Origin of the sequence: Caulobacter sp. 602-2, from assembly GCF_011043625.1 — a bacterium.
Classification (GTDB): domain Bacteria; phylum Pseudomonadota; class Alphaproteobacteria; order Caulobacterales; family Caulobacteraceae; genus Caulobacter.
In genome coordinates, this window is sequence record NZ_JAAKGT010000002.1 from 600652 (window position 1) to 624945 (window position 24294).

General features: G+C 67.3%; 23 protein-coding genes. 7 read left to right on the forward strand and 16 right to left on the reverse strand.

Going from position 1 to position 24294, the window contains the following annotated elements; translation table 11 throughout:
• Positions 1 to 491: 491 nt before the first annotated feature.
• The 5 genes from G5B46_RS07200 to G5B46_RS07220 all read left to right on the forward strand — a co-directional run bounded on the left by G5B46_RS07200 (position 492) and on the right by G5B46_RS07220 (position 5456).
• On the forward strand, positions 492 to 956 hold the full coding sequence (locus G5B46_RS07200; protein WP_165257278.1) for a DUF1348 family protein: 465 nt from the start codon (positions 492 to 494) through the stop codon (positions 954 to 956).
• Positions 953 to 1531: a TetR/AcrR family transcriptional regulator gene (locus tag G5B46_RS07205; RefSeq protein ID WP_165257279.1), complete on the forward strand. Its 579-nt coding sequence runs from the start codon at positions 953 to 955 to the stop codon at positions 1529 to 1531. The genes G5B46_RS07200 and G5B46_RS07205 overlap by 4 nt, the downstream gene beginning before the upstream one ends.
• Before the next feature lie 597 nt (positions 1532 to 2128).
• The gene (locus G5B46_RS07210) at positions 2129 to 3682 is read left to right on the forward strand and encodes a hemerythrin domain-containing protein (protein ID WP_165257281.1); all 1554 of its coding nucleotides are present in this window, start codon (positions 2129 to 2131) and stop codon (positions 3680 to 3682) included.
• Between the two features lie 90 nt (positions 3683 to 3772).
• On the forward strand, positions 3773 to 3970 hold the full coding sequence (locus G5B46_RS07215) for a hypothetical protein (protein WP_165257282.1): 198 nt from the start codon (positions 3773 to 3775) through the stop codon (positions 3968 to 3970).
• Between the two features lie 1252 nt (positions 3971 to 5222).
• Positions 5223 to 5456 carry a hypothetical protein gene (locus G5B46_RS07220; protein WP_165257284.1) on the forward strand — a complete coding sequence of 78 codons (234 nt, stop codon included), beginning with the start codon at positions 5223 to 5225 and terminating at the stop codon, positions 5454 to 5456.
• A 437-nt stretch (positions 5457 to 5893) separates the two neighbouring features.
• On the opposite strand, the gene G5B46_RS07225 is transcribed toward G5B46_RS07220, so the two are convergent.
• From G5B46_RS07225 to G5B46_RS07235, 3 genes are all read right to left on the reverse strand, one after another.
• A complete protein-coding gene (locus tag G5B46_RS07225; protein ID WP_165257285.1) occupies positions 5894 to 7135 on the reverse strand; it encodes a site-specific integrase in 1242 nt (413 codons plus the stop codon).
• Between the two features lie 147 nt (positions 7136 to 7282).
• Complete coding sequence (gene radC, locus G5B46_RS07230; RefSeq protein ID WP_165257287.1) at positions 7283 to 7963, reverse strand: DNA repair protein RadC; 681 nt, start codon at positions 7961 to 7963, stop codon at positions 7283 to 7285.
• A 257-nt stretch (positions 7964 to 8220) separates the two neighbouring features.
• Positions 8221 to 9024, reverse strand: a complete 804-nt coding sequence (locus tag G5B46_RS07235) for a MetQ/NlpA family ABC transporter substrate-binding protein (RefSeq protein ID WP_165257288.1) — start codon at positions 9022 to 9024, stop codon at positions 8221 to 8223.
• A gap of 157 nt (positions 9025 to 9181) precedes the next feature.
• On the opposite strand from G5B46_RS07235, the gene G5B46_RS07240 reads away from it, so the two are divergent.
• On the forward strand, positions 9182 to 9649 hold the full coding sequence (locus tag G5B46_RS07240) for a hypothetical protein (protein ID WP_165257290.1): 468 nt from the start codon (positions 9182 to 9184) through the stop codon (positions 9647 to 9649).
• A 6-nt stretch (positions 9650 to 9655) separates the two neighbouring features.
• On the opposite strand, the gene G5B46_RS07245 is transcribed toward G5B46_RS07240, so the two are convergent.
• The 8 genes from G5B46_RS07245 to G5B46_RS07280 form a co-directional block, all read right to left on the reverse strand.
• The gene (locus tag G5B46_RS07245) at positions 9656 to 10015 is read right to left on the reverse strand and encodes a hypothetical protein (protein ID WP_165257291.1); all 360 of its coding nucleotides are present in this window, start codon (positions 10013 to 10015) and stop codon (positions 9656 to 9658) included.
• Positions 10016 to 10166: 151 nt separating this feature from the next.
• Positions 10167 to 10649, reverse strand: coding sequence for a GNAT family N-acetyltransferase (locus G5B46_RS24325; protein ID WP_165257293.1), 483 nt, complete (start codon positions 10647 to 10649; stop codon positions 10167 to 10169).
• On the reverse strand, positions 10646 to 11308 hold the full coding sequence (locus G5B46_RS07255) for a methionine ABC transporter permease (protein ID WP_165257294.1): 663 nt from the start codon (positions 11306 to 11308) through the stop codon (positions 10646 to 10648). Before G5B46_RS07255 ends, G5B46_RS24325 begins: the two co-directional genes overlap by 4 nt.
• A complete protein-coding gene (locus G5B46_RS07260; protein WP_165257296.1) occupies positions 11305 to 12306 on the reverse strand; it encodes a methionine ABC transporter ATP-binding protein in 1002 nt (333 codons plus the stop codon). The genes G5B46_RS07255 and G5B46_RS07260 overlap by 4 nt, the downstream gene beginning before the upstream one ends.
• 13 nt (positions 12307 to 12319) lie before the next feature.
• Positions 12320 to 14803 carry a prolyl oligopeptidase family serine peptidase gene (locus tag G5B46_RS07265; RefSeq protein ID WP_165257297.1) on the reverse strand — a complete coding sequence of 828 codons (2484 nt, stop codon included), beginning with the start codon at positions 14801 to 14803 and terminating at the stop codon, positions 12320 to 12322.
• 156 nt (positions 14804 to 14959) lie between these two features.
• Entirely contained in the window at positions 14960 to 16546 is a 1587-nt protein-coding gene (locus G5B46_RS07270; protein ID WP_165257299.1) for a DUF4236 domain-containing protein, read from the reverse strand.
• A gap of 240 nt (positions 16547 to 16786) precedes the next feature.
• Positions 16787 to 18061, reverse strand: a complete 1275-nt coding sequence (locus tag G5B46_RS07275) for an amidohydrolase family protein (protein ID WP_165257300.1) — start codon at positions 18059 to 18061, stop codon at positions 16787 to 16789.
• A 93-nt stretch (positions 18062 to 18154) separates the two neighbouring features.
• Positions 18155 to 18991 carry an alpha/beta hydrolase gene (locus tag G5B46_RS07280; protein ID WP_240903400.1) on the reverse strand — a complete coding sequence of 279 codons (837 nt, stop codon included), beginning with the start codon at positions 18989 to 18991 and terminating at the stop codon, positions 18155 to 18157.
• A 327-nt stretch (positions 18992 to 19318) separates the two neighbouring features.
• Between G5B46_RS07280 and G5B46_RS07285 the strand changes: the two genes are divergently transcribed.
• Positions 19319 to 19801: a lyase gene (locus G5B46_RS07285; protein WP_165257303.1), complete on the forward strand. Its 483-nt coding sequence runs from the start codon at positions 19319 to 19321 to the stop codon at positions 19799 to 19801.
• A 7-nt stretch (positions 19802 to 19808) separates the two neighbouring features.
• Here the strand turns inward: G5B46_RS07285 and G5B46_RS07290 are convergent, their stop codons facing one another.
• The 5 genes from G5B46_RS07290 to G5B46_RS07310 all read right to left on the reverse strand — a co-directional run bounded on the left by G5B46_RS07290 (position 19809) and on the right by G5B46_RS07310 (position 24208).
• Entirely contained in the window at positions 19809 to 21215 is a 1407-nt protein-coding gene (locus G5B46_RS07290; protein WP_165257305.1) for a HAMP domain-containing sensor histidine kinase, read from the reverse strand.
• Between the two features lie 4 nt (positions 21216 to 21219).
• Positions 21220 to 21405: a type II toxin-antitoxin system RelE/ParE family toxin gene (locus tag G5B46_RS07295; protein WP_276611516.1), complete on the reverse strand. Its 186-nt coding sequence runs from the start codon at positions 21403 to 21405 to the stop codon at positions 21220 to 21222.
• Positions 21406 to 21525: 120 nt separating this feature from the next.
• The gene (locus G5B46_RS07300; RefSeq protein WP_165257308.1) at positions 21526 to 21747 is read right to left on the reverse strand and encodes a hypothetical protein; all 222 of its coding nucleotides are present in this window, start codon (positions 21745 to 21747) and stop codon (positions 21526 to 21528) included.
• Between the two features lie 33 nt (positions 21748 to 21780).
• Entirely contained in the window at positions 21781 to 22452 is a 672-nt protein-coding gene (locus G5B46_RS07305) for a response regulator transcription factor (protein WP_165257310.1), read from the reverse strand.
• 184 nt (positions 22453 to 22636) lie between these two features.
• On the reverse strand, positions 22637 to 24208 hold the full coding sequence (locus G5B46_RS07310; protein ID WP_165257312.1) for a Do family serine endopeptidase: 1572 nt from the start codon (positions 24206 to 24208) through the stop codon (positions 22637 to 22639).
• Between the last annotated feature and the right edge of the window lie 86 nt (positions 24209 to 24294).

The window sequence follows — 24294 nt, forward strand, 5'->3', positions numbered from 1 at the left end:
TCGGGCGCCAACTAATTCCAACCTCGCCCAAAAGCCGGGTTGGAGCGGGCATTTCAGGTCGGGCTTGCGGGAACTGATCGGGGCCTGCGCTTCGCGCTCGCTGACGCCGAGGCTTGGCGCGCCCTCTAGCAGGACAGGCTCGGCGCCCAGGTCTGCTCGCCCCCCTAGCTGAGTTTCAACGTCTGGCCTTGTTGGCCGAGCTCTGCGCCCGCTCTCGGCGCGGCCGCCATTGTCACCTTACGTCCAGCTTCGCAACGCCCCCCGGATGGCTGGCGGCCCGCGCGCGCCGCAACGCCTGCGTCAGCATTCCTTCCGTCGGCTTCTGGCGCCCACGGGACCGGCTTGACAGCGCCCAGCCCAACTTGTACCGATCAGTACAAGTTGGTTGGACGGTTCGAATGCGCCGTCGAAGTTTCACCGTCGCCGTGCCCGCCGTGGCTTTCACGGCGCCGGCGCTTTCTCAAATCGCTCCCATGAGCCCAGGAGAAGTTATGTCCAGACCCCCACTGCCCCCGTTCACCGAAGAGAGCGCGATCCAGAAGGTGCGCCTTGCCGAGGACGGCTGGAACACGCGCGACGCGGCCAAGGTCGCCCTGGCCTACACGCTCGATACGCGCTGGCGGAACCGCGTCGAGTTCGCGACCAATCGGGATGAGGCGCAAGCTTTCCTGACCCGCAAGTGGAACAAGGAGCACGAGTACAGGCTCATCAAGGAGCTGTGGGCGTTCACCGGCAACCGCATTGCCGTGCGCTACGCCTATGAGTATCGCGATGACGGCGGGCAGTGGTTCCGCGCCTACGGAAACGAAAACTGGCTCTTTGCCGAAGACGGCCTGATGTCCAACCGCCATGCCAGCATCAACGAAATGCCGATCGCCGAGGCGGATCGCAAGTTCCGCTGGCCGCTGGGCCGTCGTCCCGACGATCACCCTTCTCTGAGCGACCTTGATCTATGAGCAGCAAGCGCACCCTCACCGACCGCGCCAGCGCCGTGCCGGCGCTGGCGGAAGCTTTTCGCGAGCACGGTTTCGAGGGTGCGAGCCTGACTGTGATTTCGAAGGCGACCGGCCTGGGCAAGGGCAGCCTCTACAACTTCTTTCCTGGCGGGAAGGAAGAGATGATGGAGGCTGTTCTGGCCGACATTGATCGCTGGTTCGCCGACACGATCTTCTCGCCCCTGGAGAACACCCGTGATCCCGGGGCGACGATCACCGCCATGATCGAGGACGTGACGACTTACTTTCGATCCGGTCGCCGCGTGTGTCTGGTCGGCAGCCTGGGTCTCAACGCCTCCGGTTCCGCGTTCACGACCAAGGTGAAAGGCTACTTTGCGCGCTGGATATCGGCGCTGGCTCACTGCCTCGAAGTCGGCAAAGTCGCCCCGGCGCTGGCCGCCCAACTCGCGGAGGAAGCGGTGTCCGGAATACAGGGCGCGATCGTGCTGGCGCGCGCCTTGGGAGACGATGCGGCTTTCGGCCGGATCGTACGCCGCCAGCATTCGATCTTGCTCGACGCGATCGCTCGGGTCTGACCCTACGGATCGCCGAAGAGCGTCAATTGCTGCCATTGCCGTTGGCGCCTTCCAGCAAGCGGGCCTTCGGCCCGGCATGCACAAGGGCGAGATCGACCCTAGGCGGACATTCGGATCTTCATCGCCTGAGCGCGCGAGCCTGGCGCGACCTCGCCGGCGACACGGACCACGGCGTCTCTAGGAACGGAGTAGCGCGGGTGAGGCGCCCCTCTCGGAGGCCTGCAACAGAAGAAACCGGCATCCTCCCAACAGCTCGGCCGTCTGGAGCGAGGCCGATGTATCCGGCGACTTCACCGCCCCCTGGGCGGCGGAGGCAAGATCCAGAAAAACGGCGAAAAATCCTGCACCCAAGCAGGCCCCGACGGCCTTGACGCGGCCGAGGCCAGAAAAATCTTCAAGGTCCGAACGGCGTTTCCGCCGAGGGAAAGCACTGCTGAGCCCCTAAGTGATGGATGAATTATTGTAGAGTTTTCAATCTATTACATTTGATACTGGAAGGAGCGGCGGCCTGGAGCCGCCGTTTTCCCCGTCGACCTGGCGCGCTGGCCGACCAACAGGGCGATCCCGGGTCTCATGCTCAAACGGGGAGCGCCTTCAATGGCCAAACAGGATGAGATCGCCGCCTCGGCGTCGAGCGCCGAAGCGTCTGCAAGCGACGGCAAGAAGACCCAGACCCCTCCAACCACGCCCCCGGCGACGAGCACGTCGGCCACGGCCGACAAGGCGACTACGGCCGGCGTGACGACGACCGACGCGATCGACCTGTTGAAGGCCGATCACCGCAAGGTCGAGGCCCTGTTCCGAGAATTCGAGAACGCCGGGTCCGCTCGAAAGAAAGCCATTATCCAGGAGGCGTGCGCGGAGCTGATCCTGCATACGCGGCTGGAGGAGGAAATCTTCTATCCGGCGTGCCGCGAAGCGGTCTCCGACGAGGATCCGCTGAACGAGGCCCAGGTCGAGCACGACGGGGCCAAGCTCCTGATCGCCGACCTGTTGGCCGCCGACCAGGAAGATCCGTACCGCGACGCCAAGTTCAAGGTGCTGTCCGAGCAGATCAAGCACCACGTCGCCGAGGAAGAGGAGCCGAAGAACGGCATCTTCGCTAAGGCGCGCGAGGCCGGCGTCGATGTCGAGGCGCTGGGCGTGCAGCTCCGTCAGCGCAAGGACGCGCTGAAAGCCCAGGGCGGGCGGCTTCGGCCTACGCCTTTGGTGGCGCTCGAAGTCTCCAACCTCTCCCAAGGCCAACAACAGGAGGATCCCATGGCCAGACAACAAGGCGGTCGCGAACGCGACGACCAAGGCCGTTTCACGCGCGACGATCGAGGCCGCTCGTCAGGCGGGCCAGACCGAGACGATGACCGCGGCTATCGCTCGCGCGGACGCGACGATGACGACGGCCGCGGTTGGTACGGCGATTCCGAGGGCCATTCGGAGGCCTCGCGGCGCGGCTGGGCCGCGCGCGGCGGCAGCGAATCCCGCTCGTTCCGCGATGATGATGACCGTGGCGGCTACCGCTCGCGCGGTAATGATCGCGACCGTAACGAGCGCGGCCGCTTCACCGGCGACGACGATGGCAGCGGCTACAGCTCTCGCGGCCGGGATCGAGACGATGATGAACGCGGCTATCGTTCGCGAGGCGGCAATGACCGGGACCGCGACGAACGCGGTCGCTTCACCAGCGACGACGACGATCGCGGCTATCGTTCGCGTGGCCGTGACGACGATGACCGGGGCGGCCGTGGCCGGGGTTGGTTCGGTGACAGCGAAGGTCATTCGCGCGCCGCTCGCCAACGCGACGACGACGATCGCGGTGGCTACCGTTCGCGAGGCGGCGGCAACGACCGGGACCGGGATGATCGTGGCCGCTTCACCGGCGACGACGACGATCGTGGCTATCGTTCTCGCGGCCGCGATGATGACGATCGTGGTGGCCGCGGTCGTGGCCAGGGTGGCTGGTTTGGCGACAGCGAAGGCCACGCCCAAGCGGCTCGCCAGGGCTGGGAAGATCGTGGCGGCGCCTCCCGCCCGCGCAACCGCGACGACGATGAAGACCGCGGCGGGCGCGGCCGTGGTCGCGGCCAAGGCGGCTGGTTCGGCGATAGCGAAGGCCATGCCGAGGCCGCGCGCCGCGGGTGGGAAGATCGCCGCTAGGCGCATTGCTCCCGCCTAGCGCTGCGATCGCGCGCCCGCCTCACTGTGCGGGCGCGCTTCCTTGCCTGTCCCTCTACACGGAGACCGACCATGAATAGTTTTACAATCGAGGCCGATGGCCTCCGCTACCGCGGCGCTTGGCTGCTGCAAGGCCAGACGCTCCAGGTGCGCAGCGACTACGGATCCGCCAGCGTGGCGCTGGGCGAGCGCCATCCCGCCGCCGCGGCGCGGGAAGTCTTGCGCGAACTGGCCCGAATCGACGACCGCGCCCGTCGCTCGCCGTACTGAGGTGCGCCATGGACCAGACCGCCGCCGCCATCTTGGTCGAGAACCTTATTGACTGTGGCGTAACATCGTTTGCGGCCTATCGAAGAGAGCTTCTGGGCTGGTAAGCGGCCAAACAACCTAAATCTTCGTAGAATGGCTGCACGTCCACACGGCGGCGCATAAACTCTGCGGGCCGCAGTTCAAAAGCTGACGAAGGCGCGTCTCCGGGTTGTATAGTCGTACGAAAGGCGACACATATTCATTAGCTTTGCTGACATCCACTGGCTGTTACCGCCCTGCGCCCGGCGAACTGAATGTCCGCTCGGTGGAAGGATTGCAACGGAAGCAATTGGCGCGAGCTAGCTGGCCGGTGCGACCGAAGCAAACGTTCGCTAGCCACCCCTAGCAGACCCATTCAGCGGCTCTTCGCGGAGATGGAAGAGCCGGACGCCGATCGTGGCGACAGCTGTCCGATCCGCTGTCTATATGCACCTCTCGCACCAAAACCGGTCGAGGGCCGCCTTTATGCTCCGTCAGCACGCCCGCCGCTCGAGCTGGCTGTCGCCGCGTACGAAATTGCACGTCTGACGACGACTAGAGGAATAATGGCGACGCAGGCCAGCGCCCAGGCGGCCGCTAGGCACAGCAGTTGCAGTGCCGCCATCCCGACAATGCACGGCTTGCACTCCAACCGATCCGCAGCGCTTGGGCGTCGAGGTTGCGACTGGCTGATAATGCGGGGGGCGACCAGCATGGCCCACTGAATCCCACGCAATTGGTCGCCATGCAACTTGGGGGAGAAATGGCGCGCAAGAAGATTGAGCCAGTCGCGTCCTGAACGAGGGCCTCTGCGAGACAGCATGGTCGCTTCCTCGACCGCTACGCCAATGACCAAGACTTGGCCTTTGTCCACGCATTGCAACTCCGCGCTCAGGGAACGGCGAAAGGCTAGAAGTTGCGCCAGGAGTCGATAGTTCCTTGGCGCACTCAAGCCGCCTCACTGAGGTTTAGTTCAGGGCGGAAGGCTCATCCTCGGCGCCATTGCCCACCTTGTGCTGGCGCAACGCCGAAAGCTGAGCCAGGAGGAGAGCCTACCTTGTCAGTGTATGCGTACCAGCCAGGCGGCTATGCGTGGGTGTGGCGAGCTGCCCGTTCTTAGGCGGCGCCTTGCACTGAGCGCGCGACCATGGAGACTATAGCCGAGGTTGTACGCAAGCCGTCTACAGCGCGGCTGGGCTACGCACATCGGATCAATCATCTAGAGACGGACCCCATGAGCTGGAAAGACGATCTTCCCGCTTGTTTTGACGAAAACTGGGCGCTGGCCGAAACGCCTGAGCACGAGCGAATGCTGCGAACCACGACCATAAACGCAAGGGGTGAAAATGTTCGATTTTCCGAGTTCGAAAAGGAAATCGTTTACTATCTATACCGGTGCAAAGCTCATCCGGGCGGTTTCATATCCCACGTGAACGAACAAATCGCGCGGGCCGAATTGTATTGGTGAACGTCTGAGTAGGCAGTTCCGGGTAGCGGCCGTGGAATATCGGCAGCGCCACAGGCCGGCTAGACGATCGCATTCACACACGCAATGTAGCTGCCTTCCCAGGCCCAGTCGTCATGCGGCTGCACCCCAACGACGCTGTCGCAAGTTATGGAGTCAGCGACACATGGCTTGCGGTTCAGATCGCAAGCGGCCACTCATAGTTCTCTAGAGTGTCCGCATTTGCGCACCTGTTCGCAGACGTTCCGGGGCGTTCCCGGAGTTTCCCGGAGGCGCCGAAAGCGGCCGTTGCAGAGGGCCGAGCAGGGGCGGCTGAGGACCAGGCTGGCAGGCGCGACGAACCGTCGAGCCGCCGAGCAACGGGAAGCGCTTCTAGCTAGTGTGGGCGACCTCCTGCCATTCACCGCGGCAACCAACGCGCCCGGAACATACCGCCTACATCAGGCCGCCGCCTTGCCCCTCGTTTGGCCGAGAACGCCAAGGATAAACGCGTTCCATTTCTTCATCGCCGCCCTCTTCTCGGGCATGTAGTTCCAGCGATCATACGCCTTGGAACTGATATCCTGCAGCGTGTGGTTCTGAATCCGGTCACGGATCTCTTTTGAGAGACCGGCTTTTCCTGCCAGCGTTTTCCAAGTGCGACGTAGATCCCGATTGTTCGCCATCGGTATCACGCCCCTCCCACGCTGGCGCCAAATGAAGGCATAGAGGGTGCTGTGGCTGACCGGCCGCATCGGATCCATTGCGGATGGGAAGAACCAGCCATACTCATTGGGTGTGATAGCACTCATTAAATCAGCCCCGATCTGCGGCACTGGGATCGCGTGAGCCTTGCCGTTTTTGGTCGTTGACCAGTCGATGATTTTTTCCCGGCCATCCCACTGGGAGACGTGCAGGCTAGCGATCTCCTCGACACGTTGGCCTGTCAGCATCAGCAATCGAACCGCGCGGGTATAGGGCGGATGCACAGGCGTGTCGGGACACTCGAGCCAGCGGTAGAGCTGGCGAAACTCAGCTTCGCTCAGCCACCTGCTTTGTGGGACATAGGGTTCGCTCGGGATGCCAGCTGCGGGATTATGGAGGAGCCCAAAGCGTCGGGGTGTGCGAGTCCTATAATCGTGCTCCGACTTCAAGCCCCAGCTGTACGCTGCGCGGACGTAGCTGCGGGTATGATCCGCCATGGAGCGACACCCCCGCTCGAAGATCGGTCGGATTGCACTGACGACTTCTTCAGGCTCGATGTCGCGGGCCGCGCGGTGGCGACCGAGGATGCCGGCGATCTTGCCCAGGCCATGCTCAACCTCGACCCATGAAGGCTTTCCCGCTGCTTTGAGACTTGCGACGTAGCCGCTGAACAGATCACCCACAGTTCCAGCTCGGGTGTCGCCGAGCATCTTTATGCTGCGACCTTTTTGGATCCCCTGGGAATAGTCGCGATCGTAGACCAAGCGCGCGTCGGCCAGCGACATCGCTGGATAGGCGCCGAACTTCTTGCGGGTCCGAGCACCGGCTCTCCACTGCTGCGCCATCCAATCGGCGGTAACTCGCGTGGGCATCGGCCTGATCACAAGGATCATCCGCCCAGTTCCCCGACCTTCGCCATCTGCCAGAGCCATTGGCTTTTGCGTCTCGGCGACTTCTTTCAGGGCGCGACGGATCGCACCGTCCGTAAGGCTCGGCATGAGGGTGTCTCGACGTATGATGAGTAGGGTGTTGGAGCCCCTACTGGTGCCGGTGTTTGGTGGCGAATGAGCTCGTTAAGCGCTTATTCGACGCCCCTCATCGTGCCTCACCGCGAGAGAGGCGAAAAGTCATTTTTTCAAATAAAATCAATTAGATAATACGTGAATACTCGTGGACCACCGTGACAGCGTTACGTGCTTGTGCAGCAGGATCAGGTTGGAGCTGGAAAGCTCCAGCGCCCGGCGCATCACCTCGCGCGGATAGACCGGCGCGTGGTCGACCGTGCCGTGGTTCATCACCTCGTCGGCGATCAGCTGGTTCTTCTTGTCGAGGAACAGCACCCGGAACTGCTCGCGGGACTCGTTGGCCAGGGCGACGCGCACATAGCCCAGGAGCGCCGTCCACGACGAGATCACCGGCCGCTTGGTGATGCCCTCGCGCCCGGCCCGCAGGGTGGCCTCGTGCAGGATCTTCAGATCCACCGCCGCCGCCTCGCCGACGCCGGGAACGGTCTTCAGCTCCTCGACCGTCGCGCCCAGCACGCCCGCGAACGAGCCGAACCGGCCCAGCAGCGCCTTGGCCAGCGGCTTGACGTCGCCGCGTGGCAGGCTGCGGAAAAGGTAGAGCTCGAGCAGTTCGTAGTCGGGCAGCGCCGCCAGGCCGCCGGCCCTGGCCCGCTCCCTCAGCCGCTCGCGATGACCGGCATGGTGGGCGGCCACCAGCGCCGCCTTGCCTGGCCGGGCGGGCTTTTCGCCCTTGGCGGGCTCGACCGCCTTGGGCGCGCGCGGCGCGGCCTCCGACACCCTCAACGACTTGCCGCTGACCATCGCGCCCCTCTGCGAGAGTGCGATTAGAGCTTAACAATCTGGAGTTGTCGAGAGCGCGTTCGCCCCTCTATCCAACACCCGTCATCCCGGACGAAGGGCCGCATAGCGGACCGCAGATCCGGGACCCAGGAGTCGCCGCAAAGCGCCGGCGACCGCTTGGGTGGAGGATCAATACGCCGCGCCCAGTCCCCTAGGTCCCGGATAAGCGCTGCGCGCTTTCCGGGATGACGACCTGAATGGAGAGCGAAAGGAAGAAATCAGAACGCCGGAACCACCGCGCCCTTGTACTTCTCCGCCATGAACGCCTTCACCTCGGGCGAGGTCAGGGCCTTGGCCAGCTTGGCCACGCGGGGGTCGGACGCATTGTCCGGACGGGTGACCAGGAAGTTCACGTAAGGGCTGGTCTTGTCCTCGATCAGCAGGGCGTCCTTGGCCGGGTCGAGCTTGGCGTCCAGCGCATAGTTGGTGTTGATCACCGCCAGGTCGACCTGATTCAGCACCCGCGGCAGGGTCGCCGATTCCAGCTCCTTGAACTTCAGGCCCTTGGGATTGGCGGTGATGTCCTTCAGCGTCGAGACCGGGTTGGACGGGTCCTTCAGGGTGATCAGGCCGTTCTTGTTGAGCAGCAGCAGGGCGCGGCCGCCGTTGCTGGGCTCGTTGGGGATGGCCACCGTGGCGCCGGCCGGCAGGTCGGCGATGGCCTTGATCTTCGCCGAATAGGCGCCCAGCGGCTCGATGTGAACGCCGGCTGCCTTGACCAGGCCCCAGCCGCGATCGGCGTTGACGGTGTCGAGATAGGGTCCGGTCTGGAAGTAGTTGGCGTCCAGGCGCCGCTCGGCCAGCTGCACGTTGGGCTGGACGTAGTCGTTGAACACCTTGATGTCGATCTTCAGGCCTTCGGCCGCCAGCTTCGGCTTGATGAACTCTAGCACCTCGGCGTGCGGCACGGCGGTGGCGCCGACCACCAGGGTGTCGGCGGCCGACGGCGCGGGCTGGCGATTGCAGGCGGCCAGCAGGGCGAAGGCGGCGAGGCTGAGGAGGGCGGCGCGGCGGGCGACCATGAACGGCTCCGGTAAGTCGATAATTCCGGGAGGGTATTGCGCGAAAACGCCGCCCGCACGGAATCAGTTTTCCTGAGGCGGGCAAGAGGACCCGGGCGCGGACGCGGTTGGCGCGCCGACAGCTTGACTATAGGTTGCGCCAGGAACCCCTGCAGCCATGAGCGCCCCGATGCAGACGCCCGCCCTTTGCGCCCTCGCCGGCCTCCTCGCGATGGCGACGACCAACGCCGCCCAGACCCTGGAAGGTCCCATGCGCATCGCCAAGGACCTGCAGTCGGTGCGCATCGGCGAATACGACTATCCGCTCGACTGGGCCGAAGGCCAGAAGCTGGACGAGGTGACCCGTGAGCTGCAGAGCGGCCTGACGTTCAACAAGCTGACCACCAGGGTCACCGACTGCGACGCCGGCCTGTCCATGCCGACCAGCACCACCAGCAACTATGCTGGCAAGATCTATGGCGGGGTCTGCACCCTGACGACCGAGGGCGTGACGCAGCGCGCGCTGATCTGCCACGACGACATGGTGGGCGATGTCGCCGTGGAGGGGGCCCGGGACGCCGTCGGCACGATGCTGGAACGGCGCCGCCTGATCGAGCTGACCGTGCGGCGCTGCCTGGGAACCTGAGCCGCCTCAGTCGTCGTTGGCCGGGTCTTCGGGACCCTGGATCGTCCAGTTCGACACGAAGTCGGGGTTCTCCAGCACCTCGCCGTTGGCCAGGGTGTAGGTCCCCGGCTGGGCGGACCTGATGTTCGAGGTCTGCGGCGGCAGCAGGTAGGTGTCGCCGTCCTCCTCCTCGGTCAGCAGGTCGACGAGGATGCCTTCCTGCGGATCGGCCGACAGGATGACGCCGTGGAACTGCTCGACCTCCTCGATCTCGCCGCCGGCGTCGAGGAAGGTCAGGCCCACCAGGATGGTCCGGCCCGGCAGGGTGTCGGCCAGCGCCTGGTCCCAGTGCTCGGGCGGCGGGGCGGAGAGGATTTCGTCGGTCATCCGGGGTTCTTAAGCGCTCAGGGCCGAAACCGGCAAGGCGTTGCGTCCTTCGAGGCTCGCCTCCCGGCTCGCACCTCAGGATGAGGACCGCCTTGCCCTGAACGCCTCATCCTGAGGCGCCCGCGAAGCGGGCCTCGAAGGACGCAAGGTCTCACCCCAGGCGCTTGGCCCGCGTCAGGTTCAGCGGCGCATAGCCGGCGGCGGCGAAGAAGGCCTGGGCGCCGGCGTTGTCGGCCCAGGCGTCGAGGACGACGGTCTCCAGGCCGAGCGCCCTCGCCTCGCCCTCCAGCGCGGCCAGCAGGGCCGCGGCGATCCCCCGGCGACGAAAGGCCGGGTCTACCACCAGATGATGCAGGTAGAGCCGTCGGCGCGCCAGGGCGAAGGGCGTCTCGGCGCGGTCCTGGATCTCGCCCCAGGCGTAGCCGGCCGCCGCGCCCTCGACCGTCGCCAGCAGCAGGCGATGCGCCGGCCCGTCCAGCGTCGCCCGCAGGAAGGCCGCCAGTTCGACCGGATCGACGACGGGCTTGAAGATCTCGGGCGAGAAGGTCGCGTGCAGGGCCTGCACGCCGGCGTTCAGCGCGACCAGGGCCGGGATGTCGGTGTCGACGGCGGGCCTGATCGCGATGGCGCTCACCGGTGCGAGACCTTCCGCACCACTGCGTCGCCGACCATCTGCAGCACCTGCACCAGGATCAGCAGCAGCACGACGGTGACCACCATGACGTCGGTCTGGAAGCGCTGGTAGCCGAAGCGGATCGCCAGGTCGCCAAGACCGCCGGCCCCGACCACGCCGGCCATGGCGGTGTAGGACACCAGCGCGATCGCCGTCACGGTCGCCCCGGCGATGATGCCGGGCATCGCTTCGGGCAGCAGCGCGCCGACCACCACCTGCCGGCGCGTGGCCCCCAGGGCGAAGCTGGCCTCGACCACGCCCTTGTCGACCTCGCGCAGGGCGGTCTCGACCAGGCGGGCGTAGAAGGGCGCGGCGCCCACCACCAGCGGCGGGATCGCGCCGGCGACGCCCAGCGAGGTGCCGACCAGCAGCACCGTCAGCGGGATCATCACGATCAGCAGGATCACGAACGGCACCGAGCGCAGGATGTTGACCAGCAGGCCCAGCGCCGTGTGCGCGGGCTTGTTCTCCAGCATCTGGCCCTTGCCGGTCAGGAACAGGATCACGCCCAGCGGCAGGCCCAGGATCACGGTCAGGACCATGGAACCGCCGAGCATGGTCAGGGTGTCGAGGCTGGCCAGGCCGATGTCGGTCCAGTCGATGTTCGAAAACAGGCTCATGCGCGGCCCTCCAGGCGGTCGACCCGCACGTCGGCGGCCTTGAAGCGGGCGATGGCGGCCTCGACGTCGCCGCCGGTCAGCGCCAGGGTCAGTTGGCCGTAGGGCGTATCGCGCAGCTTGTGGATGCGACCGCCGAGGATGGAGTAGTCGACGCCGGTCTCGCGGGCCACCGCCCCCAGCACGGGCTTGTAGGTGGCCTCGCCCTTGAAGGTCAGCCGCACCAGCATCCCGGCCGGCAAGGCGGTTTCGGCCGCCTCCTCCACCTCGCCGACGAAGCGGCGGGCCGTGTCGCTGGCCGGATGCAGGAACACCTCCTCGACCGGCCCCTGCTCGACCACCCGGCCGCCCTCCAGCACCGCCACCCGGTCGCAGACGCGGCGCACCACGTCCATCTCGTGGGTGATCAGCACGATGGTCAGGCCCAGTTCCCGGTTGAGGTCGGAGATCAGGGCCAGGATCTGTTCGGTGGTTTCGGGATCGAGCGCGCTGGTGGCCTCGTCGCACAGCAGGATCTTCGGCGCCGTGGCCAGCGCCCGGGCGATGCCGACGCGCTGCTTCTGGCCGCCCGACAGCTGGGCCGGATACTTCGTCGCGTGGTCGCTCAGGCCCACCCGCGCCAGCAGCTCGGCCGTCCGCGCCTTGATCTCGGCCGGCGCGCGGCCGGCCAGCTTCAGCGGGAAAGCCACGTTCTGCTCGACCGTCTTGGACGACAGCAGGTTGAAGTGCTGGAAGATCATGCCGACGCGGCGACGCAGGGCCCGCAGGCCCGCGACGTCCAGCGCCGCCACGTCGTCGCCGTCGACGATCACCTTGCCGCCCGTGGGCAGCTCCAGGCCGTTGATCAGGCGGATCAGGGTCGACTTGCCCGCCCCCGAGGCGCCGATGACCCCGAACACCTCGCCCTGGCCGACCTCGAGCGAGGCCTCGCGCAGGGCCGCGTGGCCGCCGGATCCCTTTCCGGCGGCATAGGTCTTGGAGACGGCTTCGAAACGGATCACCGGCGGCTGGTCCTTACTTCGCGGCGGCGGCCGGAGCGGCCGCGCGCGGCGGGGCGTTCTTGACGTAGCGATCCATCCAGTCGGTCATCTCCCACAGGGTGTGCATCACCGACTCCCGGGCGCGATAGCCGTGGGCCTCGTAGGGCAGCACGGTGTAGCGCACGGTGGCCCCCGCGCCCTTCAGCGCGGCGTAGAAGCGCTCGCTCTGGATCGGGAAGGTGCCGGAATTGTCGTCCGCCTGGCCATGGATCAGCAGGATCGGCTCGTTGACCTGCTTCACATAGGTGAAGGGGCTCATCTTCGTATAGGTGTCGGTGGCCTGCCAGTAGGTGCGCTGCTCCGACTGGAAGCCGAACGGCGTCAGGGTGCGGTTGTAGGCGCCCGAGCGCGCGATGCCGGCCCGGAAGAGATCGGTGTGGGCCAGCAGGTTGGCGGTCATGAACGCGCCGTAGCTGTGGCCGCCCACGGCGATGCGGTCGCGGTCGGCCACGCCCAGGGCCACCACCGCGTCGACGGCGGCCTTGGCGTCGGCCGTCAGCTGCTCGACATAGGTGTCGTTGGGCTCGGCGCCGTCCTTGCCGATGATCGGCATGCCCGGGCCGTCCAGCACCGCATAGCCCTGGGTCAGCAGGAACAGGTGGCTGGCGCCGCCCGGACGGGTGAAGCGGTTGCCCGCGTCCACCGTCTGGCCGGCCACCGAGGCGTCGGTGAACTCTTCGGGATAGGCCCACATCAGCATCGGCAGCGGGCCGTCCTTGGCCTTGTCGTAGCCGGCCGGCAGGTACAGGTCGCCCGACAGCTTCACCCCGTCGGCGCGGCTGTAGGTGATGGTCTGCTTGGTGACGCCGGCGAACTGCGGGGCGCGGTCGACGAAGGCCGTCAGGGCCTTGCCATTGCCGCCCTTGAGCGGCTTGACGAAGTAGTTGGGAACCTCGTCCTTGCTCTCGCGGCGGGTGATCAGGGTCTTGCCGGCCTCGTCGCCCAGGGCCACCGGGGCCTCGTAGTACGGCGCCTTGGCCTGCCAGATGCGCGAGGTCTTGCCGTCGGCCAGGTTCATCACGCCGACGAAGGGATATTCGCCCTTGGCCGTGGCGCCCTCGCCGGTGACGAACACGCCCTTGCCGTCGGGCGTGAAGTGCATGACCGCCTCGCCCTGGGCGTTGCGGCGGCTGACCACGTCGCCCGGATCGCCGTAGCGGTCCTGGTAGTTGCGCTCCAGCAGCAGGCGGCCCGCGCCGGGCTTGGACGGGTCGATCGCCAGGCGCTTTTCCTTGCGGTTGTCGAACCAGCGGCCGGTGACCAGGGCGAAGTCGCCGCGGCCCCAGTCGATGCCGGCGTAGCGCAGATCAAGGTCGATCAGGGTGGTCGGGGCGGCGTCGAACGGCGCGGCCTGCATCAGCACGCGGTCGTGGATCTCGACCTTCTTCTTGGGATCGCCGCCGTCCTGGGCCTCGGCCCAGACCAGGGTCGAGGGCGCGTCGGAGCGCCATTGGGCCGAGCGCGGGCCGGCGACCACCGCGTCGAAGGCGGCCGGCAGGTTGTCGGCCAGCGGACGGTCGGCCAGGGTCTTGACCAGCTTGCCGTCGGCCGCGTCCAGCACCTGGATCTCGGTCGGGAACCGGCTGGCCGGCACCAGGTAGCTGTAGGGGCGCTTGAGGCGGGTGACGAGCAGGTAGCGGCCGTCGGGCGAGGCGCCGAAGCCGCTGATCACGCCGGGCGCGCCCACCGGGACGGTCGCGCCGTCGGCCAGGGCCACGCGGGCCAGCTGGCTGGTGAAGTAGTGGTCGAACAGGGCCTCGTCGTGGGCGTTCGCCAACAGGTCCTGATAGGTGCGGATGGCGGCGGTGCGGCCGGCGGCCTGCTGCACGATCGGCCCCTCGGGCGCGGCCGGCTCGGCCGGGGCGGCCCCGCGGCCGGCGGGGACCTGGCGCACCAGGAAGCCGCTGTCGTCGGGCAGCCAGTCGTAGCTGCCGCCGAAGGCCGCGTTCAGCACCGGGCCGGTCAGCTTGCGCACGCTGGCGGTCTTCAGGTCGGCGACCCACAGCTCCAGGCCCGCCTCGGCTTCCATCACCAGGGCCAGGTGCTGGCCATCCGTCGACCAGCGCGGCTCGATGAAGCGCGCGCCCTTAGGCAGGGCCACCTGCCGCACCGCGCCGGTCTTCACGTCCTCGAAGGCCAGGCTGTTCATCCAGTTGGTGCGGGCCTCGATCGGGCCGTTGGTGCGCGGATTGATGCGATAGCCGCCCAGCCGCAGGATCGGATCGGCCACCGCCCGGATCGGCGGCAGGTTCTCGCGGCCCAGCAGGGCGATGGTCTTGCGCTCGGGGCTCAGCGTGACGCCCGGCGTCGGCGCGGCGTCGAGGATCTGGGCGATCGGCGCCGGCGGCGTGCGATAGGCCTCGCCGGCGAACGCGGCGCCCGCGCCGCAGGCCATGGCCGCCACGGCGGCCGAAGCGGTCAGCGCCAGGACACGGCGCTTGAAGCGATTATCGAACATGAAGCCCCCGGAAAACGCGTGGAAGGGGCAGCAATAGGCGCGCTTACGGCTCAGGTGAACGGGAAAGTGCGCGCCGGGCGGGATATCGGCGGTTGGGGTTTGCGCGACGGAGAGGGCACGCCGGAACCTCCAGCCCTCGCAGCCGCGGATTGGGGGCTAGTAGATCGCCGCTGCCAAGGCCTCATTGCTCGGCGCCTCGGCGGAAGTCGGCGCACTTGGCTGAGCCGAGACCGGCTCGGAAGGCTCGACGGCAGGCGGCGGCGCCGCCGCGGCGGTCTCGGCGGCGGTAGCGATTTTGCGCTTGGGTCGAGCCGGCTTGTTTTTGACCACGACAGGTTGCGGCTCGGCGACGGGCGCAACGGCCGCCGTGTCATCGGCGGCGCTCGGGCTGCTTGGCCAATGCGCCTGGGTCCATTGCACGCCGAAAACCAGCGCGAAGACAATGACTGACAGTAGAACCCAGTCGCCCGCCAAATATTTTCGCGGCCTAGCGGCGAAGGCCAGCGGCCCTTCAAACGGATCCTGATCCGCCGGGGTCTCATCGACCGGCGCCGGCAGAGCGACGGCGTCGGCACTGCTTCCCAAGGACAGTTGCCGCTCGTGCTCGGCCAGAGCCCTGGCCAGACTGGCGCCCTTGTCGAAGTCGCTCACCATGTACGCTTCGGCCAAGCCCGTCCCGCTGGATAGCGCGAAGGCGCCGTACCGCATCACGGGGATCTGGTAGTTGTTGTTAAAGCGCATATCGCGCGACCCATTCTTGTTGGCGTACTTCCAAGTCGCGTCAACTTGCGTCGCATCTGCGGGCGCGCCTTCCTCCTCAATGAAGTTCGACGGCGCGTAGCGGCAATCAACCTCATCAAATTCGATGAGGGCGAAATCGCCGTTCTGCTCCCTCATCATGAAAAAGCCGGGATAGATTTGAAGAGGGCGGCCATTGGCGTTGCCCAGTCGGAGGACCTTGAACTCCGTCTGGACCAGTTCCGGCTCTACCATCTCGAAAGTCACCGACTCCCGTGTCAGGGCAGTGGACGCGGTCGTTCGCGCCGCGACCCGATCGACGCCAGCTCGGCTCGTGACGTCCCAAATGCGACGACATGATGTGACGCGCTCAAAGGCCGTGACTAGGTTGGCGTAGCTCGCCCGGGCCTGCGGACCAAGATTGAAATCGACCTCGACGAAGCAGCCGTCGAGCTGGGCCTTGACGTCTTCGTGTGCGTCGTAGGCCAAGTTGGCCGCTTCCACGAGACCCGGGATCCAGCGCTTCGTAACCAAGCGCACGATCACCGTTTCCGCCAAGCGCAGGCGACTACTAGCCCGCCTCAATACCTCCGCCGTGTTGGCATGCGCGCGGAGCAGTTCGGATTTTCGTTGCCGGGCGGCGTTGATCAACGCCTTCAGGTCGCTGAGCCCCGCGCTCGTCAGTTGGTTGACGTCCGCGCTGCGGATCTCCTGTTCGGTTCCTGGGATCGCCGCCACGCCCGGATGGCCCCGAGGGGGTGGGCGCTGAGGCTCAACCCATGCCGATGCGGGTTCGGAAACCTGCAGCGGCCTGCTCACCGGGGGCGAAATGCGCGTCCGATAGGACAGGCCCGTGCCGGGAAGACTAAGGTTGAGATGAGAACCCCGCTGACCAAGGGTCACGGTGGCGCCGCGGACGCCGACGGTCGTACTCACTCCGCTGCGGCTGAAATTGAGGCGGACACCCGGAAACAGCCGCACCGATCGCCGAAATCGCAGTCCCATTTCCCCTCCGCGCCACCCCACGCGCAGAGCGACGCCCTACGCAACCGGCACCCCTCATAGTAGAGCTTGGCTAGGGATTTGCACAATAATCTGAGCATCGTCGGAGGGTTGCGCGGGAGCGGTTGGCGCTCGGGGCTTCCAAGCTTATCCGCCTGATTTATGACGCGCCCGCGTACGGAGATCGCAAAGCTCGCGTCGCCGATAATATAATAGCCCCGAGGCGCAAAAAGCGCCGCCCCCCTACCGCCTCACCACCGCCCCGCCCTTCATCACGAACACCGGCTTCTCCAGCACGGTCACGTCGGCCAGCGGGTCGCCCGACACAGCGATCAGGTCGGCGTAGCGGCCGGCGCTCACCTGTCCCAGATCCTTGTCGCGCCCCAGGGCCTGGGCGGCGTTCACCGTCGCGGCCTGGATGGCCTGCAGCGGGGTGGCGCCATAGCGGACCATCACCGCGAACTGCCTGGCGTTGTCGCCGTGCGGATAGACCCCGGCGTCGGTGCCGTAGATCATCTTCACACCGCCCTTGAGGGCCTTGCGGAAGTTCTCGCGCTGGACCTCGGCGATGTCGCGGTCCTTGCGCAGGTTGTCCTCCAGCACCCCGTTCCGGGCGCCTTCGGCCTGGGTGTAGTCGGTGTTGTAGATGTCCATCGAGAACCAGGTTCCCTTCTGGGCGGCCAGCCTGATCCCCTCGTCGTCGACGAGGCTGGCGTGTTCGATGGTGTCGATGCCGGCGCGGATCGCCTCCCGGATGCCGGCGCCGCCGTGGGCGTGGGCGGCGACCTTGAGGCCGGCCATGTGGGCCTCGTCGGCCACGGCCTTCATCTCTTCGTAGGTCAGTTGCTGCTGGCCCGGCTCGTCGCCGCGCGAGAAGACCCCGCCGGTGGCGCAGATCTTGATCACCTGGGCGCCGTACTTCTTCAGCGTGCGCACCGCCTTGCGGGCCTCGTCGGGGCTGTCGATGTTGTAGGGGGCCTTCTGGTCCATCGACGGCGGGAAGAAGGTGCTGTCGCAGTGCCCGCCGGTGGCCCCGATGGCGTAGGTGGCGGTGACGACGCGCGGCCCGGGCACGACACCCTCGTCGATCGCCTCGCGCAGGCCCACGTCGTTGAAGCGGTCGGCCCCGACGTTGCGCACGGTGGTGAAGCCGGCGTTCAGGGTGGCCTTGGCGTTGGCGGTCTGGGTCACGCTCCAGAAGGCGTCGCTGAACTGCAGGGCGTTGTAGCCGCCATAGACCGGCGAGGCGTCGAGATGCACGTGCATGTCGATCAGGCCCGGCAGCAGGGTCGCGCCCGGCAGGTCGACGGCCTCGGCGCCGGCGGGGATCGGAAAGTCGCCAGCCTTGCCGACGGCGGTGATCCGCCCGCCGACCACCAGCACCACGGGCTTGTCGACATAGCGCCCGGAGGCGACATCGAGCAGGCGGGCGGCGGTGACGACCTTGGTCTCGGCGGCGTGCGCGGCGCCGGCGCTCAGCGCCAGGGCGGCCAGGGTCGAAATCGTCAGTCCACGCATGCGTCGGCCTCGCGCTGAGTTGCAGGCGAGAACGCTAGAGCGTGACCGTGAAAGTGGAAAGGGCGGCCGCGCATGGCGACCGCCCCTTTTTCGTCAGGCCTTGAAGAAGGCCAGCAGGTCCGGGTTGATGATCTCCGGATGGGTCGTGCACATGCCGTGCGGCAGACCCTTGTAGACCTTCAGCTCGCCCTTCTTGACCAGCTTGGCCGACAGCAGCGCGGAGTCGGCGATCGGCACGATCTGGTCGTCGTCGCCGTGCATGACCAGCACCGGCACGTCGACCTTCTTGAGGTCGTCGGTGAAGTCGGTCTCGGAGAAGGCCTTGATGCAGTCGTAGTGGGCCTTGACGCTGCCGGTCATGCCCTGACGCCACCAGTTCCAGATCACGCCCTGGTCGACCTTCGCGCCCGGACGGTTGAAGCCGTAGAACGGGCCGGCCGGCACGTCGTAGAAGAACTGGGCGCGGTTGGCGGCGGTGGCGGCGCGGAAGCCGTCGAACACCTCGATCGGCAGGCCGCCCGGGTTCTTGTCGCTCTTGACCATGATCGGCGGGACCGCGCCGATCAGCACGGCTTTCGCCACGCGGCCCGGCTTGGCGCGGGCGACGTAGTGGATCACCTCGCCGCCGCCGGTCGAGTGGCCGACGTGGATGGCGTTCTTCAGGTCGAGGTGGTCGGTCAGGGCCGCGACGTCGGCGGCGTAGGTGTCCATCTCGTTGCCGGTGTCGGTCTGGGTCGAACGGCCGTGACCGCGACGGTCATGGGCGATCACCCGGAAGCCCTGGGCGTAGAAGAACATCATCTGGTTGTCCCAGTCGTCGGCCGTCAGCGGCCAGCCGTGGTGGAACACGATCGGCTGGGCGGTCTTGGGACCCCAGTCCTTGTAGTAGATCTGCACGCCGTCCTTGGTCGTGACGAAACCGCTGCTCATGGTCTTGGCTCCTGGGGAAGAGGTCGCGGGCGCAGCCGCGGCGAAGGACGGCGCGACCGCGAAAGCCGCCAGGCCCAGGCCAGCGGCGAGGACGTCCCTGCGCGAGGCGCCGTCGTCGGAAGGTTGGGTGGTCATCGCTCGCCCTCTGCATCGAACAATCGGGGACGGCGTCATGCCGTTCCCGAGCCCGTGCAAGGTGGCCCAGCGCGCCCGATGGGGCTTGAACGTATCGCGCGACCGCTGGGACGAACGCGCCGAGGCGTTGGCGAACGGCGAAGACTGGAAGGGACGTTTGCGGTCCCCGAGCTCAGGCGCCATCTTCGCGCGATGTCCGACCGTTACGAGCCGACCTCCGACTTTCTCAAGCTGGTCATCGCCGAGCGGGCGCCGCTGTCCGGCGCCGAAGGGGCCGAAGAGAACCTGCGCCGGCTGATCGCGCTGACCGCCGACGCCGACCGGGCGAACCGCGACTGGGCGGTCCTGCTGCTGTCCCAGGAAGAGGCCGACGGCCCGGATGTCCGCGAGGCGCTGCTGCGCGCGGCAAGGGACGAGGACGACATCGTCCAGGCCGAGGCGATGCTGGGCCTGGCCCAGCGCGACGCCAGCCTCGCCCTGCCCTTCGTGCAGGCGGCGCTCATGGCCAAGACCGTGGCGGCGCCCACGCTGGAGGCCGCCGCGCTGTGCGCCCATCCCTCGCTGATCGCCGACCTGAAGGTCTGGGCCGAGCCGTCGGACGACACCTATATCGACGCCCTGGCCGCCGAGGCGCTGGCGGCCTGCGCAGCGGCCTCTTCGCCGTCGGAGCAGTAAGCGGGGCCTACTCGACGCGGGGCAGCACCAGGGCGACGCGCAGGCCCGGGCCCATGCCGTTGTACTCGCCCGGCCCCTCGGCCAGTTCCAGGCGGCCGCCATGCGAGGCGGCCACCGCCTGCACCAGCGACAGGCCAAGACCCGCCCCCGGCTCGCTGCGGCTGTTCTCCAGGCGCACGAAGCGCTGGACCACGCGGGCGCGGTCTTCCTCGGGCACGCCAGGACCGGTGTCGGTGACCGAGAACTCGAGTTCGCCAGACGAGCGGCGGCGCAGGCGCAGCATGATCGCGCCGCCCTCCGGCGTGTACTTGATGGCGTTGTCGAGCAGGTTGGCCAGGGCCTGGGCGATGAACTCGCGATTGCCCCGCAGGGATAGGGCCGGCGTCACCTCGGCCTTGAAGTCCAGCCCCTTGTCCTCGCACGAGAACTCGTAGAGCTCGGCCATGTCGGTGGTCAGGTCGCTGGCGTCGAACGGCTTCTGGTCGGGCGCCTGGCCGGCGGCCTGCAGGCGGGCGATGGCGAGCACGGCGTTGAAGGTCTTGAGCACGCCGTCGGCGTCGGCCAGCGCCGTCTCCAGCGCCGCCACCGGGTCGCCCTTGCCGTTCTCGGCGTCGATCAGGGCCACCTCCATGCGGGCGCGCAGGCGGGTCAGGGGACTGCGCAGGTCGTGGGCGATGGCGTCGCCGGCGTGGCGCAGGCCGCCCATCAGCCGCTCGATGCGGTCGAGCATGTCGTTCAGGCCCTCGGCCAGTTCGTCATACTCGTCGCGGACGCCGCGGATCTTGGCGCGGGCGTGCAGGTCGCCGCCGCGCACGGCGTTCACCACGTCGACCAGGCCCTGCATGCTGCGGCTGACGTTGCGGCTGATCAGCACCCCGCCGGCCAGGCCCAGGATGATGACCAGCGCGCCGGCGCCCCACAGGGCCCGGACGATCTTCATCACATAGCCCTGGGACTCGGCGACATCGGCGCCGACGAACAGGATCTCGCCCCCCGCCAGGCGCTCCTGCACGCCGCGGGCCGGCCGCCGCACGGGCGCGCCGTCCAGGTCGGTCTCGGTCAGGGTGAAGGTGTCCCAGCTGGGGCCCACGCCGTTGAAGTCGTCCAGCGGCGAGGCCTCGATCGAGCCGGTGATCTTCTTGCCGGTCTTGTCGGCCAGGAAGTAGACGAACGGTCGCTCGCCGATCGAACGCTCGACCAGGGTCTGGTTCAGGGCGTTGATGCCGCCCTGGCGGTAGGCCGCCTCCAGGCTCTCCATCTCGCGGGTGATCTCGGCGTCGGCGCGCCGGTCAACCTCGCCGGCGGTGGCGATGTAGATGTAGCCGAGGAAGGCCGTCGCCGCGGCCGCGAACAGGGCCAGGAACAGCAGGGTCAGCCGGAACGGCGTGGAACGGACGAGGCGCGGCAGGCGCATGGTTTCAGGTCTTCTTGCCGATCAGAACGTCGAGGTCGCGCCGGCCATCCAAGACCCGAAGCACTTCGACGCCGCCCGTCACCGGACGATAGACGATGATCCACGGCTTGACGCTGTGAAGGCGCACGCCGCTGCGAGTAGCTCGACCAAGGTTCGGAAAGGCCGCCAAGTTTGGCAAGGCTTTCTCCAACTCCTCAGCACCGACGTCGCGGCCGAAAGTCCGGTGTCGGCGGCGACCTGCCGAAAGATCTCGCGAAGATCCGCCTCGGCCTTGGCCGTGGTGACGAGGCGCGCCCCCACGTGCGGGACGTCAGGCCTTGGGCGAGGGGCGGAGGAACCGAGCGGTTTCCTCGGCGATCAGGCGCTCCATGCCGAGAACCGACCGTTCGCCGCGCATCAGTTGGGCGTCCGCTTCGGCGATCAACGCTTCAAGCGCCTCGTGATTGCGAGCGGCCCACGCGTCGAGCTCGGCGTCGAACGACGCCGGGTCGGCAGAAGCGTCCTTCTGATCGGATTTCGCCAGCTTGTTCATGACGCTCAGCCTAACACGGGTCCGGCAGGCCGCCTACGGATCGAGCCGGTAGCCGGCCCCGCGCACGGTCTGCAGCATGGCCCGGTCGAAGCCCTTGTCGATCTTCGATCGCAGGCGGGAAATGTGCACGTCGATGACGTTGGTCTGCGGGTCGAAGTGGTACTCCCACACCTTCTCCAGCAGCATGGTGCGGGTCACCGACTGGCCGGCGTGGCGCATCATGAATTCCAGCAGCTGGAACTCGCGGGGCTGGAGGTCGATCTCCTTTCCCTGGCGATGGACGGTGCGGTTGATGAGGTTCATCTCGAGCTCGCCGACCTTGAGGGTCGTGGCGACGGCGCCCGTCTCGCGGCGGCGCGACAGGGCCTCGACGCGGGCGATCAGCTCGGGGAAGGCGTAGGGCTTGACCAGATAGTCGTCGGCGCCGGCCTTCAGGCCGTCGACGCGGTCGGTGACCTCGCCCAGGGCCGACAGGAACAGCACCGGCGTCTGGTCGCCCTCGCGGCGCAGGGTCGAGACCACCTCGACGCCGTTCTTCTTGGGCATCATGCGGTCGACGATCAGCACGTCGAAGCCGCCCTTGCCGGCCTCGACCAGGCCCGCCTCGCCGTCGGGCGCATGGACGCACTGGTAGCCGGCCTCGGTCAGGCCGTGGGTCATGGCGCCGGCGGCCTCGAGATCGTCCTCGATAATCAGAATACGCATCAGCCAACCCCTCGTGCGCCGATGGAGAAACGACCCACGTTCTCCCGATTCGACCAACCGGCGCGATAGTAGCCGGCTCGATACCGGCTTTGCGAGGCAGCGTACCTTAAACCTTGGTCACATACGAAAAATCCCGCCCCGATGGCTCGGGGCGGGATCGATCTTCGGTCCGTGGCGGATCGGCTTACGGCGCGATCTTCAGCGGCACGATGGTCGGGCGGCCGGCGCGGACGATGCGCAGGTTGACGCTCGGACGCTGCAGCTTCTTGGCCGTCTCGACCGCGGCGTTGACCTCGGCCACCGTGGCGACCACCTCGCCGTTGACGCTGGTGATCACGTCGCCCTTGCGCAGGCCCTTTTCGCCGGCGTCGGACGAGGCCTTCACGTTGTCGATCAGCAGGCCCTTGATGCTGGCGTCGATGCCGTTGGCCTTGCGGCCGGCGTCGTCCAGCGGCGACAGGCTCATGCCGAGCGCCTCGGCCTTGGGGGCGTCGGGCTTGGCCGGAGCGGCCTTTTCACCGCCCTCGTTGTCGTTGTCGGCCAATTCCTTCTCGGTCGGGCGGACGCCCGAACGGATCTCGACGGTGCGGGGCTTGCCGCCGCGCAGCACGGCCAGCTTGATGACCTCGCCCGGACGGGCCTTGGCCACCTCGCGGGTCAGTTCCGAACCGCTCTTGATCGCCACGCCGTTGACGCTGGTGACCACGTCCTCGGGCATCAGGCCGCCGCGCTGGGCCGGACCGCCCGGCACCAGGTCGGCGACGATGGCGCCCTTGGTCCCAGCCAGGCCCTGCGCCTCGGCCATCTCGCTGGTGAACGGCTGGATCTGGGCGCCGATATAGCCGCGCACCACCTTGCCGCCGTTGATCAGCTGCTTGGCGGTGGCCTCGGCCACGTCGGCCGGGATCGCGAAGCCGATGCCCACCGAGCCGCCGGTCGGCGAGAAGATCGCCGTGTTCACGCCGATCACCCGACCGTAGATGTCGAACGACGGACCGCCCGAGTTGCCGCGGTTGATGGGGGCGTCGATCTGGATGTAGTCGACGAACTGCGAGGAGTTGTCGCCCAGGTCGCGGCCATAGGCCGAGATGATGCCGGCCGTGGCCGTGCCGCCCAGGCCGAACGGGTTGCCGATGGTGATCACCCAGTCGCCGACGCGCGGACGGGCCTGGTTCTCGAAGTTCACATACGGGAACGCCGCGCCCTTGGCCTTGGGATCGGTGACCTTGATCACCGCAAGATCGGTGCTTTCGTCGCGGCCGACGATGGTGGCCTTCAGCTCGCGGCCGTCCTTCATGACGACGTTGATGCCGTCGGTGTCGGCGTCGGCGACCACGTGGTTGTTGGTGACGATGTAGCCGTCGGCCGAGATGAAGAAGCCCGAACCCGAGGACTGCTGCTTGGGGGCCTGGGCCTCCTCGCCTTCCTCGCCCGGCTTCTGGCCGCGCGGCACGATGTCGAACGGCAGACCCTCGAGGCCCGGGATCCGCAGACGCGCCTTCGGATCGGCCTTCGAGGTCACGTCGATCTGCACGACGGCCGGCGAGACCTTCTCGAAGATGTCGGCGAAGGACAGCGGCGCGCCGGGCGGCGGCGCGAACATCGGGGCGCTGGTCGCCGAAGCCCGCACCAGCGACGGCTCCTGCTCGGCCGCGCCGGCCGGTCCCATGCGCATGCCCACGCCCGCCAGGGCGGCGCAAGCAACGCCCGCACCCGCGACGGCGCCAACAATGAATCCTGACTTCCGAGCAGCCATCTTTCGTCTTTCCTCACCCACGACGCTCTGCGCCGGGTTCTCGAACAGAACCTAGTTGCACCAGCAAATCGTGCAACGGCTCCAGG